The sequence below is a fragment of the uncultured Amaricoccus sp. genome (genome assembly GCF_937891315.1).
In the GTDB taxonomy this organism is placed as follows: domain Bacteria; phylum Pseudomonadota; class Alphaproteobacteria; order Rhodobacterales; family Rhodobacteraceae; genus Amaricoccus.
The window spans coordinates 16,071-28,930 of record NZ_CALAGI010000141.1; the positions used below are offsets into that span (position 1 = coordinate 16,071).

At 66.0% G+C, this 12,860-nt stretch carries 9 protein-coding genes; 7 read left to right on the forward strand and 2 right to left on the reverse strand.

The window, feature by feature from the left end:
• Nucleotides 1–12: 12 nt before the first annotated feature.
• Complete coding sequence (gene hflX / locus Q0480_RS13685; protein WP_299133735.1) at nucleotides 13–1,275, forward strand: GTPase HflX; 1,263 nt, start codon at nucleotides 13–15, stop codon at nucleotides 1,273–1,275.
• A 9-nt stretch (nucleotides 1,276–1,284) separates the two neighbouring features.
• Here the strand turns inward: hflX and miaA are convergent, their stop codons facing one another.
• Nucleotides 1,285–2,430: a tRNA (adenosine(37)-N6)-dimethylallyltransferase MiaA gene (gene miaA, locus Q0480_RS13690; RefSeq protein WP_366940863.1), complete on the reverse strand. Its 1,146-nt coding sequence runs from the start codon at nucleotides 2,428–2,430 to the stop codon at nucleotides 1,285–1,287.
• On the opposite strand from miaA, the gene Q0480_RS13695 reads away from it, so the two are divergent.
• The 6 genes from Q0480_RS13695 to Q0480_RS13720 all read left to right on the forward strand — a co-directional run bounded on the left by Q0480_RS13695 (nucleotide 2,405) and on the right by Q0480_RS13720 (nucleotide 11,732).
• Nucleotides 2,405–4,156, forward strand: coding sequence for an ABC transporter substrate-binding protein (locus Q0480_RS13695; protein WP_299133738.1), 1,752 nt, complete (start codon nucleotides 2,405–2,407; stop codon nucleotides 4,154–4,156). The two genes, miaA and Q0480_RS13695, sit on opposite strands and share 26 nt — an antisense overlap.
• A gap of 57 nt (nucleotides 4,157–4,213) precedes the next feature.
• A complete protein-coding gene (locus Q0480_RS13700; protein WP_299133739.1) occupies nucleotides 4,214–5,170 on the forward strand; it encodes an ABC transporter permease in 957 nt (318 codons plus the stop codon).
• Nucleotides 5,171–6,328 (forward strand): ABC transporter permease, encoded by a 1,158-nt coding sequence (locus Q0480_RS13705; protein ID WP_299133740.1) that lies wholly within the window; start codon nucleotides 5,171–5,173, stop codon nucleotides 6,326–6,328.
• A gap of 62 nt (nucleotides 6,329–6,390) precedes the next feature.
• The gene (locus Q0480_RS13710) at nucleotides 6,391–8,460 is read left to right on the forward strand and encodes an ABC transporter ATP-binding protein (protein ID WP_299133742.1); all 2,070 of its coding nucleotides are present in this window, start codon (nucleotides 6,391–6,393) and stop codon (nucleotides 8,458–8,460) included.
• A 252-nt stretch (nucleotides 8,461–8,712) separates the two neighbouring features.
• Nucleotides 8,713–10,428, forward strand: coding sequence for a type I secretion system permease/ATPase (locus Q0480_RS13715; protein WP_299133744.1), 1,716 nt, complete (start codon nucleotides 8,713–8,715; stop codon nucleotides 10,426–10,428).
• The gene (locus tag Q0480_RS13720) at nucleotides 10,428–11,732 is read left to right on the forward strand and encodes an HlyD family type I secretion periplasmic adaptor subunit (RefSeq protein ID WP_299133745.1); all 1,305 of its coding nucleotides are present in this window, start codon (nucleotides 10,428–10,430) and stop codon (nucleotides 11,730–11,732) included. Before Q0480_RS13715 ends, Q0480_RS13720 begins: the two co-directional genes overlap by 1 nt.
• Nucleotides 11,733–11,741: 9 nt before the next feature.
• On the opposite strand, the gene Q0480_RS13725 is transcribed toward Q0480_RS13720, so the two are convergent.
• On the reverse strand, nucleotides 11,742–12,860 hold the full coding sequence (locus Q0480_RS13725) for a pyridoxal phosphate-dependent aminotransferase (protein ID WP_299133751.1): 1,119 nt from the start codon (nucleotides 12,858–12,860) through the stop codon (nucleotides 11,742–11,744).

A 12,860-nucleotide genomic window follows, 5' to 3' on the forward strand; every position in this document is an offset into this window, starting at 1 on the left:
TTCAATGCTCGGATGCGGACACTGGTCCTGCATCCCGTTCGTCACGGTTCGCGACATGCGAGCAGCCAGCGCGATCCGTCGGACGCGCTGGCCGAGGTCGTGAGGCTGTCCGAGGCGCTGGATCTCGAGATCGTCGGCGCCGAGGTCGTGCCGGTGCCCAAGGCGCGGGCCGCGACGCTGTTTGGCACCGGAAAGCTCGCCGAGCTGGGAGAGCGCGTCACCGAGGGTGAGGCGGGTCTGGTGATCGTGGACGGGCCGCTGTCGCCGGTGCAGCAGCGCAATCTGGAAAAGGCCTGGAAGGCCAAGGTGCTCGACCGCACCGGCCTCATCCTCGAGATCTTCGGCGACCGCGCCCGGACCCGGGAAGGTGTGCTGCAGGTCGAGCTCGCGCATCTCAGCTACCAGAAATCGCGGTTGGTCCGCAGCTGGACCCACCTCGAGCGGCAGCGCGGCGGCGTCGGCTTCCTCGGCGGCCCCGGCGAGACCCAGATCGAGGCCGACCGGCGGGCGCTGGACGAGAAGATCGTGCGCATTCGGCAAGCGCTCGGCAAAGTGGTGCGGACGCGGGGCCAGCATCGCGCGGCGCGGGCGCGGCTCGACTATCCGATCGTCGCGCTCGTCGGCTATACCAACGCCGGAAAATCCACGCTTTTCAATCGCCTGACCGGCGCTTCGGTGCTGGCCAAGGATATGCTTTTCGCAACGCTCGATCCGACCATGCGGGCCATCGACCTGCCCGGCGGGCGCCGGGTGATCCTGTCGGACACCGTCGGTTTCATCTCCGACCTGCCACACCAGCTGGTGGCGGCCTTCCGCGCGACGCTGGAGGAGGTTCTGGACGCCGATCTCATCCTGCATGTCCGCGACATCTCGCATCACGAGAGCGAGCATCAGGCCGAGAACGTGCGCGCGATCCTCGGCGAACTCGGGCTTGGGCAGGAAGCGCTCGGTCGCCTGATCGAGGTCTGGAACAAGGTCGACGCGCTCGACCCCGAACAGGCGGAGGCGACGCGCCAGATCGCGGCGCGGACGCAACGCACGCATGTGATCTCGGCGTTGACCGGGGATGGTGTGCCCGAACTGTTGGCGGCGATCCAGAGCGACCTGACGGAGCCCGCGCGGGACGAAACGCTGCGGCTTGGCTTCGACCAGGGGCGGCGGCGGGCCTGGCTCTTCGACCATGATCTCGTGACGTCGGAGCGGCAGACCGAAATGGGTTATGAAATGGCGGTGCGCTGGACCGAACGCGACCGAAGCCAGTTTGATACGCTGTAACGTATTGATTTAACTCGGTATTTCAACGACCGCGTCGGCATCGGCGGGGTCGATCCACGTCCAGTCGGCCATGCGGTTGCGAAACCAGGTGCGCTGCCGCTTGGCGAACTGGCGCGTGGCGGTCACGGCCTGATCGATGGCGGTATCAAGCGGCAGCGCGCCATCGAGGAAAGCCATCAGTTCACGCGCACCCAACGCCCGGGCCGAGGGCAGTGACAGGTCGAATCCGCCGTCGCGGAACGCCGCGCATTCCTCCAGAGCGCCGCCGGCGACCATTTTGTGAAATCTGTTGGTTATGTTATTGTTAAGACGGGATATATCTGGCTGTAGAACCACGCGGACGGCGCTGTCCGGGTCGATCAGTGGCGTTGCGCGGGCGGATTGCCAGTCAATCATGCCGCGCCCGGTGGCGGTGACGACTTCCCAGGCGCGTTGAACCCGCATCGGATTGGCGCGATCGATCCGTGCGAGCGTGATCGGGTCAAGCCGCGCCAGATCGGCGATCAGCGCCTCGGGTCCGTCGTGGCGCAGGATCGCCTCGGATCGCGTGCGAACCTCTGGCGCGATCGCCGGGATCTCTGCGAGGCCGGAGGTCAGCGCGCTGAGATAAAGCCCGGTGCCGCCGACGATGATGGCGCGCCGGCGCTGACGCGCCAGATCGGCGAGCAACGGCGCGAGGTCGCGCAGCCAGGCGCCGACCGAATAGATCTCGGTACAAGCTACATGGCCGTAGAGCGCATGCGGCGCGCGCGCCAGATCCTCGGGATCGGGCCGAGCGGACAGAACCCGCCAGCAGGAATAGACCTGCAGCGCATCCGCGTTGAGCACGACACCACCATCGCGCTCAGCCACGCGCAGGGCGAGCGCCGATTTGCCGCTGGCGGTCGGTCCTGCGATGATCACGGGTGCAAGCGCCATCAGGTCAAATCCAACTCCTTGATTCCGAGAATCAAAGAACACAACATAATCTGGATTATACGAATATCCGATCCGCCCGAATTCGATCGCGCCCCCTGTCGCTGGCGGCTGGTTTCCGTTGTGAACGCGCCGAGAGAAACATTGACCTGAGGTCGAATCCGTTCTGCAATGGCCCCGACTTTCAAGCCAGCGATGGCACAGGGGGATTACGATGGCCAACGACACGATCAATGGCAAGCCGATGCATTCCGCGGTGCCCGAACTGGCGGAAGCCTGTCGGCTTGGAAAGATCGATCGGCGGGAATTCCTGGCAACCGCGACGGCGCTTGGGCTGACCGGCGCCGCAGCCTATGGCCTCATCGGGCTGACGCGGCCGTCCGAGGCGCTGGCCCAGGAGGTCGCGCCGGACGTCGCAACGCCCGGCGGCACGATCAAGATCGCGATGGCCGTGATGCGGATCGAGGATCCGCGGATCTTCAGCTGGTCGCAGATGGCCAATGCCGCGCGCGGCACCATCGAGCCTCTGGTGCGCTACACCGCCGATTTCACCTTCGTTCCCTGGCTGCTGGAAAGCTGGGAAGTGAATGACGACGCAACGGAATATACGCTGAAGCTGCGCCAGAACGCCTTCTGGACCAACGGCGATCCGTTCACCGCCGACGATGTGCTGTTCAACTTCGCCCGCTGGGCGCAAAAGGAAGTCGCCGGCAACTCGATGGCCGACCGCATTTCAAGCCTGATCGAGAAGAAGGGCGAGGAGAAGTTCACCGGCGACGTTACCAAGGACGACGGCACCGTGGTTCAGGAGGAGCAGACGCGCGAGCTGTTCGGCCTGATCGACGGCGCGGTGGAAAAGGTCGATGAGAAGACCGTCAGACTGCGTCCGTCGAAGTCGGACATTTCGATCATCGCCGGGTTCTCCGACTACCCTGCCCTGATCGTGCACCGAAGCTTCGACGAGACCGGCGCCGATCTGTCGAAGAACCCTGTCGGAACCGGTCCCTGGACGCTCGATAGCATCGATGTCGGGGTCAAGGCGGTGCTCAGCCGACGCACGGACGACAAGGGTTGGTGGGGCGACGACGTCGATGGCCCGGTGCTGCTCGACGGCATTGAATATATCGACTACGGCACCGACCCGTCGGCCGAGATCGCCGGCTATGAGTCGGGCGAGATCAACACCAGCTACGAGACGCCACCGAGCTATGTCGAAATCCTCGACGGGCTGGATCTGGTGAGGTCCGAGGCTGTTACCGCGAATACCGTCTGCGTGCGGATGAACACCAAGAGCGCGCCGTTCGACGTGAAGGAAGTGCGCAACGCGGTGCAACTCGCGGTGGACAATTCGGTGGTGCTCGATCTCGGCTATCAGGGGCTGGGGCTGGTCGCAGAGAACCACCACGTGGGGCCGATGCATCCGGAATATGCCGAGCTGCCTCCGATCTCCCGCGACCCCGAGAAGGCCCTGGCGCTGCTGACCGAGGCGGGGCACGCCGAGACCGAGATCGAGCTGATCTCGCTCGACGACGATATCAACCGCAACACCACTGACGCGGTCGCAGCGCAGATGCGCGATGCGGGAATGAAGGTGAAGCGAACGGTCATTCCGGGAAGTACCTTCTGGAACAACTGGTTGACCTACCCATTCTCATCCACCGAATGGAACCATCGACCGCTGGGCGTGCAGACCTACATGCTGGGCTATCGCACTGGCGCGCCGTGGAACGAGACCGCGTTTTCCGATCCGAAGTTCGACGAGCTGCTCGACAAGTCGCTGGCATTGTCGAACCCGGACGACCGGCGACCGCTGATGGCCGAGATGGAGAAAATCCTGCAGGACTCGGGCGTTCTGATCCAGGCCTACTGGCGCAAGACCTTCCGGCACATGACGCCGAACGTGCACGGCCTCTCCATGCATCCGGTGTTCGAAATCCATCTCGAGAAGACCTGGCTCTCGGCCTGACGCACCTGCCCCATCCGGCGCGCAAATTCGCGCGCCGGATCAGCCAAGGTTGCCAAAATGCTGTTATTCTTTCTGAAACGCCTCTGGACGATGTTGCTGACCGGTCTTTGCCTGACGGCGATCGTCTTCAGCCTGGTGAACCTCAAGCCGAACCTCGTGAAGCTTGCCAAGGAGCAGAGCAGCGCCAAGGCGTCCGACCAGCAGGTCGAGGTCTGGCTTGAGCAGAACGGCTATAAACGGCCCTGGGTGGTACGCTACGGCGAGTGGCTGGGCGGCGCGGTGCGTGGCGATTTCGGCAATTCGACCCGGTTCCGCGCGCCGGTGGCCGAGGTGCTGTTGCCGCGGCTGGCGCTGACCGGCATCCTGATGTTCTGGGTCATGGTGGTCATGGTACCCGGCGCCCTGCTGATCGGGGTGCTCGCGGGCATGCGGGAAGGCTCGAAAACCGACCGCGCGCTGTCGACCATCGCCATCGCCGGAACCTCGACGCCGGAATATGTGTCGGGCGTGGTGCTGACGGTGATCTTCGCCAGCAAGATGGTCGGGCTGCAATGGTTTTCCGGCTCGGCGACCTCGGCGGCGGAGACCGGACCGACCTTCTACAATTTCACCCTGCCCGTCCTCACCATCGCGATCTACGGCATGGGCTACATCGCCCGCATGACGCGCGCCTCGATGGCCGAGGTGATGACCCAGCAATATATCCGCACCGCGCGGCTCAAGGGCCTGTCGTTCCATACCATCGTCGCGCGGCATGCGTTGCGGAACGCGCTGATCGCGCCTTTCACCGTCATCATGCTGCAGTTTCCCTGGTTACTGACCGGGGTGGTGATCGTCGAGACGCTGTTCAATTATCGCGGCTTCGGCTGGCTGCTGATCGAAGGCGCGGGCAACAACGACATCAACCTGCTGCTCGCCTGCTCGATCGTCGCCGTGGTGATCGTGCTGACCACGCAGCTCATCTCCGACCTCGGTTACGTCTATCTGAACCCGCGCATCCGGGTCGGTGGCTAGATGGAACTCACATATCTCACGCCGGGACAGATCGTCTGGCAGGTCATCCTGCGGTTCGCGCCGGTGCTGATCTCCCTCGCGGCGATCATGGTCGTCAGCATGATCTTCCGCCGGCGCCTCGGCTTCTACGGCCGGATCTTCGAGAGCGGCATCGGCATGATCGGCTTGGCGCTGCTGCTCTTCTGGCTGCTGACGGCGCTGATGGCGAACTGGATCACGCTGTTCGATCCGTTCGAGCAGATCCGCGCGCTACAGAACAAACCACCGGGGGCGATCGCACCGGATATCGGCCTGCCCTATCTCTTCGGTGGCGACAGTCTCGGCCGCTGCGTCTTCTCGCGCATGGTCTATGGCAGCCGGACCGTGATGGCGATCGCACCGCTGGCGACGCTGTTCGCCTATATGGTCGGGATCATGTTGGGGCTGCCGGCGGGCTATCATGGCGGCTGGCTCGACACCGCGCTCAGCTTCGTGGCCAATCTGGTGCTGGCCTTCCCGGTCATCCTGCTCTTCTACCTGCTTGTGACGCCGGAGATCCGGCAGACGTTGATACCCGGCGCCATGGCGGCGGTCCTCTTCATCTTTCCGGTGCTGTTCCTGCTGACCCTGTTCTGGAGCCGGTTTCGGGAGCGGCCCGGGGTCCTGCTCTATACCGTCCTGCCGGTCCTCGTGATCGGCGGCTTTATCTATGTCGGGTTGATCGGCCTCTGGGATCCGACCGGTCTGATCACGATGGAGCCGAACACGCTCAACATCTTCCTCGCCGTCGTCTTCATCACCTCGCCCACGGTCTTCCGGATCGTGCGCGGGCTGACGCTCGACATCAAGACGCGGGACTATGTCGCGGCGGCGCAGACCCGGGGCGAACGGCCGTGGTACATCATGCTGTGGGAGATCCTACCGAACGCGCGCGGACCTCTGATCGTCGATGCCTGCCTGCGCATCGGCTACACCACGATCCTTCTCGGGACGCTCGGCTTCTTCGGGCTCGGCGTCAGCCCGGAAAGCGCGGACTGGGGCTCCACCATCAACGAGGGGCGCAAGCTGCTTCGGCTTTATATTCACCCTGCCCTTCCGCCAGCGCTCGCGATCATGAGCCTCGTGCTGGGGCTGAACCTGCTCGCCGACGCGCTGCGCGAGCAGAGCATGAAGGACTGAGGGGCGCGCGGAACCAAAGATGACTTGCGACAGACCATCTCCAGATAGCACACGGTAAAGCCATGGCGGAGCCCATCCTGGAGATCGAGAACCTCTCGATCTCCTTCTTCACCCGGATCGGAGAGATTCCGGCGGTGATGAACTTCTCGGCGACGGTGATGCCAGGGCAGGCGCTCGGCCTCGTCGGCGAGAGCGGTTGCGGCAAATCGACGGTCGCGCTCGGGGTCATGCGCGATCTCGGCGCGAGCGGACGGATCGTTGGCGGCTCCATCCGCTTCAAGGGGCGCGACCTCGTGACCATGCCGGATGCCGACCTGCGCCGGATCCGCGGCTCCGAGATCGCGATGATCTATCAGGAACCGATGGCGAGCCTGAATCCGGCGATGAAGGTCGGCGCGCAGCTGATGGAAGTGCCGATGATCCACGAGGGCATCGGCGCCGCCGAAGCGCGCGCGCGCGCCCTGCGCGTGGTCGACGCCGTCCGCCTGCCCGATCCACCGCGCATCCTCGGCAGCTATCCGCACCAGCTCTCGGGTGGCCAGCAGCAGCGCATCGTCATCGCCATGGCGCTGATGGCGCAGCCGGCGCTCCTGATCCTCGACGAGCCGACCACGGCGCTCGATGTCACAGTCGAGGCCGGGATCGTCCAGCTGGTCAAGGATCTCGGCCGCGACTTCGGCACCTCGATGCTGTTCATCAGCCACAATCTCGGGCTGGTGCTCGAGACCTGCGACCGGATCTGCGTGATGTATTCCGGCGAGGCGGTGGAGACCGGGCCAATAGCGGAAGTGTTCGACGAGATGCGCCACCCTTACACGCAAGGGCTGTTTCGCTCGATCCCCCTGCCCGGCGCCGACAAGACGAGTCGTCCGCTGATCGCGATTCCGGGCAATTTCCCGCTGCCGCACGAACGCCCGCCCGGCTGCAACTTCGGGCCGCGCTGCGGCTGTTTCGAGAAGAAGCGTTGCGACGCGACCGACGTGCCGATGCTGCCGGTTTCGTCCAGCCATGCGAGCCGCTGCCTGCGGTTTCACGAAATCGACTGGACGGCGCCCCCGACCATCGCGACCCGCGCCGAGCCGGCGCCGATCGGCGACGTGGTGCTCAGCGCGCGGGAGTTGCGCAAATATTACCGCGTCGGATCCGGCGGCTTGTTCGGGGGCGACTCGACCCGCGTCGTCAAGGCGAACGAGTCGGTGAGCTTCGAGGCGCGCGAGGCCGAGACGCTGGCGATCGTCGGCGAGAGCGGCTGCGGCAAGTCGACGCTCGCCAAGGTGCTGCTCGGACTCGAGACGGCGAGCGACGGCGCGGTCCAGCTCGGCGAGCTGGAGATCGGCCAGCGGACGATCGGTTCCCGTGACACGCGCACCGTCGCCGACATCCAGATGGTATTCCAGAACCCGTTCGACACGCTGAACCCCAGCCAGTCGATCGGTACGCAGATCATCCGGGTGTTGGAAAAGTTCCGCTTCGGCGACGGCCACGCCGCGCGCGAAGCCAAGATGCTGGAGCTGCTCGATCTGGTGAAGCTGCCGCGCGCCTTCGCACGCCGAATGCCGCGGCAGCTCTCGGGCGGGCAGAAACAGCGCATCGGCATCGCACGCGCCTTCGCCGGGGCGCCGAGGGCGGTGGTGGCGGACGAGCCGGTCTCGGCGCTCGACGTCTCGGTGCAGGCGGCGGTGACCGATCTCTTGATGGACATCCAGCGCCGGCACCGCACGACGATGCTGTTCATCAGCCATGATCTGGGCGTGGTGCGCTATCTCGCCGACCGGGTGATGGTCATGTATCTCGGGCACGTGGTCGAGATCGGCGGCACGGACCAGGTGTTTCAGCCGCCCTATCATCCCTATACCGAGGCGCTGCTGTCGGCGGTGCCGATCGCGGATACCTCGGTGAAGCGCAAGCGGATCGTGCTGACCGGCGACATTCCGTCCGCGGTCAACCCTCCGCCGGGCTGCCCGTTCCAGACCCGTTGTCCGCGCAAGGCGCAAACCGGAAGCGATCTCTGCGAAACCGAGATGCCGCCCTTCCGCGAACTGGAGCCCGGACATCATGTGAAATGCCATCTGCCTTCGGAAGTCTTCGCGGCGATGGAGCCGGTGATTCGCCTCGCCGGGGCCGAAAGCTGACCCGCGCCCTTCGCCGATGGGGTCTATTCGACGTCTGACCTCCTTCAGATGACAGGATTGTTGCGTTGAGCGGATCGGTTCCCGGAATGGCCGGCATCGGCGAGTTCGCGCCGAAATGCACAATCTGTTAACGTTTTTAATGGGATTGCCGGCCCTTAGTGTCGGCGTCGGATTGATTTCGCGCGATCGCGGACTTGCCGCGGCGCCCGACAAGGGCGACCCAAGCGGCGCTGGAACGGCGGGAGGATATCGATGCGGAGAGAGTTGAACGGACCGGCGGCCGGCCTTGGCGGCATGAAGCACCTGTTTGTCAGCGTCGGCGTCTTCAGTTTTTTCGTGAACGTGTTGATGCTGACCGGCTCGCTCTACATGCTTCAGATTTACGACCGCGTGCTGCCGAGCCGGTCCGAGGAGACCCTGCTCGCCCTGACGCTGCTCGTCGCGGCGCTCTATGCCTTGATGGGCATCCTTGACTATGCCCGCACCCGGATCGCCGCGCGCATCGGCGCTACCATGCAGGCGCGGCTCGATGCCCGCGTGTTCAACGCGACGCTTCGCCGTTCGATCCTGTCGAGCGAACGCTCCAAGCCCGCCTCGGGGCTGAAGGATCTCGAGTCGGTGCAGAAGCTGATGGGCTCGCCTGTGCTCTTCGCCGTCTTCGACATGCCCTGGGCGCCGGTCTATATCTTCGCGATCTTCACCTTCCATCCATGGCTCGGCTATCTCTCGATCGGGGGCGGGCTGATCCTCGTCGCCGTCACCATCCTGAACCAGATCCTGACGCGCCGGCCCGAGATCGAGGCGAATATCGCCACGATGCAGGGCGACGCCTTCGCCGAGACGATCCGCCAGCAGGGCGAGATGATCCAGGCGCTCGGCATGCGCGGCGCGGTGGTCGCGCGCTGGCAGAAGCTGCGCGGCCATGCCCTGCGCTCGCAACTGCTCTCCGGCGATCGCGTCAGCCAGTTCGCGACGATTTCCAAGACCTTCCGGTTCTTCCTGCAGTCGGCGGTACTCGGCCTCGGCGCCTATCTGGTGATTCATGGCCAGATGAGCGCGGGTGCGATGATCGCGGGCTCGATCCTGCTCGGCCGCGCCCTCGCGCCGATCGAGCAGGCGATCGGTGGCTGGCCGTTGGTTCTGCGCGCGCGCCAGGGCTGGGCCTCGCTCACCAAGCTCTTGGAGAGCACGCCGGAACTGCCGGATCGGACCGCCCTGCCCCGGCCCCGCGCGCTGTTCGAGGTGAACCAGATCACCGTCTTCCCGCCGGAGCAGCAGAAGGCGAGCCTCCGGATGCTCGATTTCACCCTGCAGCCCGGCCAGGCGCTTGGCGTCATCGGCGCGTCGGCCTCGGGCAAATCGACGCTGGCGCGGGTGCTGACCGGCATCTGGCGCCCGGCCTCGGGTTCGGTGCGGCTCGACGGCGCGGCCCTCGAGCATTACGATCCGGACGTGCTCGGCGGCTATATCGGCTATCTGCCGCAGGACGTGGTCCTGTTCGACGGCACCGTCGCCGAGAATATCGGCAGGCTGCGCGAGCGACCGGACCCGGCCGCCGTGGTCGCGGCCGCCAAGAAGGCGGGCGCGCATGAGATGATCCTCGGCCTGCCGCAGGGATACGACACGCCGGTCTTCGCCGGTGGTGCGCGCCTCTCGGGCGGGCAGAAGCAGCGGATCGGGCTGGCGCGGGCCTTCTATGGCGACCCGGTGGTGATGGTGCTCGACGAGCCGAATTCCAATCTCGACTCGGCCGGCCAGGACGCGCTGAACCTCGCGATCCGCCAGGCCAAGTCGGAGGGCAAGGCGGTCGTCATCATGGCGCACCGGCCGGCCGGCATCGCCGAATGCGACGTGATCCTGATCGTCGACGGCGGGGTCGCCAAGGCCTATGGTCCGCGCGACGAGGTCCTGAAGGCGCATGTGCGAAACTATGCCCAGGTCGCGGGACGGGTGGCGGAGGGACAATGATGAGCGACGAATCCACGCATCGCTGGTTTGTCAATCGCTTCATGCTGGGCGGCTATCTGGCGGTTTTCGTGCTGGTGTTCGGGCTCGGCGCCTGGGCGGCGATGGCACGGATTTCCGGCGCGGTGATCGTGCCGGGCACGCTGGAGGTCGAGGGCAACAGGCAGGTGGTCCAGCATCCGACCGGCGGCGTCATCGAGGTGATCAATGTGCGCAACGGCGCGTCGGTAAACGCCGGCGACGTGCTGGTGCGCCTCGAGGGCGACGAGATCGTGTCCGAACTCGGCATCGTCGAGGGTCAGTGGTTCGAGATCCTCGCCCGCAAGGGGCGCCTCTCGGCCGAGCGCGATGGATTGACCGAGATCACCTTCGACCCCGAGCTGACTTCGCGGGCGAGCACGCCGAATATCGCGACGCTGATGAAGGCGCAGGAGCAGCAGTTCAAGGCCCGCCAGAAGCTGCAGGGCGAGGAGGCGGGCCAGCTGAGGGAGCGCCAGACCCAGATCGAGCGTCAGATCGAGGGACTGGACGCCGTGCAGGCCGCCACCCAGAAGCAGATCACCCTCATCACGCGCGAGATCGACGGCCAGGAATCGCTGCTCGCCAAGGGCCTGACCGAGATCACGCGGGTTCTGACCCCGCGCCGCGCCCTCGCGGAACTCGAAGGCACCAGCGGTCAGGTCGAGGCGACGATCGCCGAGAACAAGGGCAAGATCGCCGAGATCGAGATCAATCTCGTCCAACTCGATTCCAAGACCCGCGAGGACGCGATCTCGGAGCTGCGGGATCTCGAATTTCGCGAGATCGAGCTGCGCGAGCGGCGCGACAACCTGCGCCAGCAGGTGGAGAAGCTTGATCTGCGGGCGCCGGTGGCCGGCGTGATCTACGGTAATACCGCCGACACGCTGCGCGGCGTGATCCGGGCGGCGGAACCGGTGATGTACATCGTCCCGAAGGACGCGCCCCTGATCGTGCGCGGCCATGTGATGCCGATCAATATCGACCAGATCCATATCGGCCAGCAGGCGACGATGCGCTTCTCGGCCTTCGACGCGCGGACCACGCCCGAGGTGACGGGGCATGTGAAGACGCTGTCGGCGGATACGATGGAAGACCGAAACAATGGCTCGCGCTACTATCTCGTCGATATCGAGCTCGACGCGGCGAGTCAGGAGAAGCTGATCCACCGGCCGCTGGTACCCGGCATGCCGGTCGAGGCGTTCATCGGCACCGACGAGCGCAGCCCGCTCAGCTATTTCGTGAAGCCCTTCACCGACTATTTCTCCCGCGCCCTGCAGGAGGGATAGACCCCGGGGTTACGCGTGCCGCGTCGCCCGTTCGGCCTCGTCGAGCGCGGCGGGCAGCGCCTGGGCGACGATGGCGAGTTCGGCCGGGCGGCCGACGCTGATCCGCACGCAGCGGTCCTGCGGCGCGACGAAGGGCATGCGGATGAAGACGCCGCGGGCGATCATGCCGGCGAGCACCCGCCGCGCGAAGGCGCCGTCGCGACCGCAGTCGATGGTCACGAAATTGGTCGCCGAGGGCAGAGCGCGAAGGCCGCGGGCTGCGGCGATCTCGCCGAGCCGCGCGCGCCCCTCGGCCACCCGCGCCACCACTTCGGCGAGCCAGCGGCGGTCCGACAGCGCGGCGAGGGCGCCGGCCTGGGCCATCACGCCGAGGCCGAAATGATTGCGCACCCGGTCGAAGGCGGCGATCAGATCGGCGTGGCCGATGGCATAGCCGATCCGCGCGCCGGCGAGCCCATGCGCCTTGGAGAAGGTGCGCATGCGGATCACCCGCGGTTCCGAGACGTCGATCGGCGGGATCGCCTCGGGCGGGGCGAAATCGGCATAGGCCTCGTCGAGGCAGAGCACCGCGTCCTCGGGCAGGGCCGCGATCAGCGCGGAGATCATCCCGGCGGAATGCCAGCCGCCCATCGGATTGTCGGGATTGGCGAGATAGACCAGCGGCGCGCCGCTCTCGCGCGCGGCCGTGGCCAGTGCCAGCGGATCGGTCGCGTCGCCGTTGTAGGGCACGGCGCGGAGCACCCCGCCATAGCCGGTGACGTGATAATTGAAGGTGGGATAGGTGCCGAGCGAGGTGACGACCGGCGTGCCCGGCGTCACCAGCATGCGGACGAGATAGCCGAGCAGGCCGTCGATCCCCTCCCCCAGCATGATGTTCTCAGGGCCGACGCCGTGATGCGCGGCGACGGCGGCGCGGAGGTCATGCGCCTCCGGATCGCCGTAGCGCCAGGCGACCGCGGCGGCCTCGGCCATCGCGGCGATCGCCTTGGGCGAAGGACCGAAGACGCTCTCGTTGGCGCCGAGCCGGGCGCGGAACGGCACGCCGCGCGCCCGCTCGCCGGTCTCGGGACCGACGAAGGGCACGGTCGCGGGCAGGCTCGCCACCAGCGGCGTCAGCCGGGGCGCCAT

What these genes read in the sequence shown, in the direction of transcription:
- Q0480_RS13705 (WP_299133740.1), top strand. Translation starts at nt 5,171, where the DNA reads ATGGAACTCACATATCTCACGCCGGGACAGATCGTCTGGCAGGTCATC.
- Q0480_RS13720 (WP_299133745.1), top strand. Translation starts at nt 10,428, where the DNA reads ATGAGCGACGAATCCACGCATCGCTGGTTTGTCAATCGCTTCATGCTG.
- Q0480_RS13695 (WP_299133738.1), top strand. Translation starts at nt 2,405, where the DNA reads ATGGCCAACGACACGATCAATGGCAAGCCGATGCATTCCGCGGTGCCC.
- Q0480_RS13700 (WP_299133739.1), top strand. Translation starts at nt 4,214, where the DNA reads ATGCTGTTATTCTTTCTGAAACGCCTCTGGACGATGTTGCTGACCGGT.
- Q0480_RS13710 (WP_299133742.1), top strand. Translation starts at nt 6,391, where the DNA reads ATGGCGGAGCCCATCCTGGAGATCGAGAACCTCTCGATCTCCTTCTTC.
- Q0480_RS13715 (WP_299133744.1), top strand. Translation starts at nt 8,713, where the DNA reads ATGCGGAGAGAGTTGAACGGACCGGCGGCCGGCCTTGGCGGCATGAAG.
- hflX (WP_299133735.1), top strand. Translation starts at nt 13, where the DNA reads ATGCGGACACTGGTCCTGCATCCCGTTCGTCACGGTTCGCGACATGCG.
- Q0480_RS13725 (WP_299133751.1), bottom strand. Translation starts at nt 12,860, where the DNA reads ATGGCGCCCCGGCTGACGCCGCTGGTGGCGAGCCTGCCCGCGACCGTG.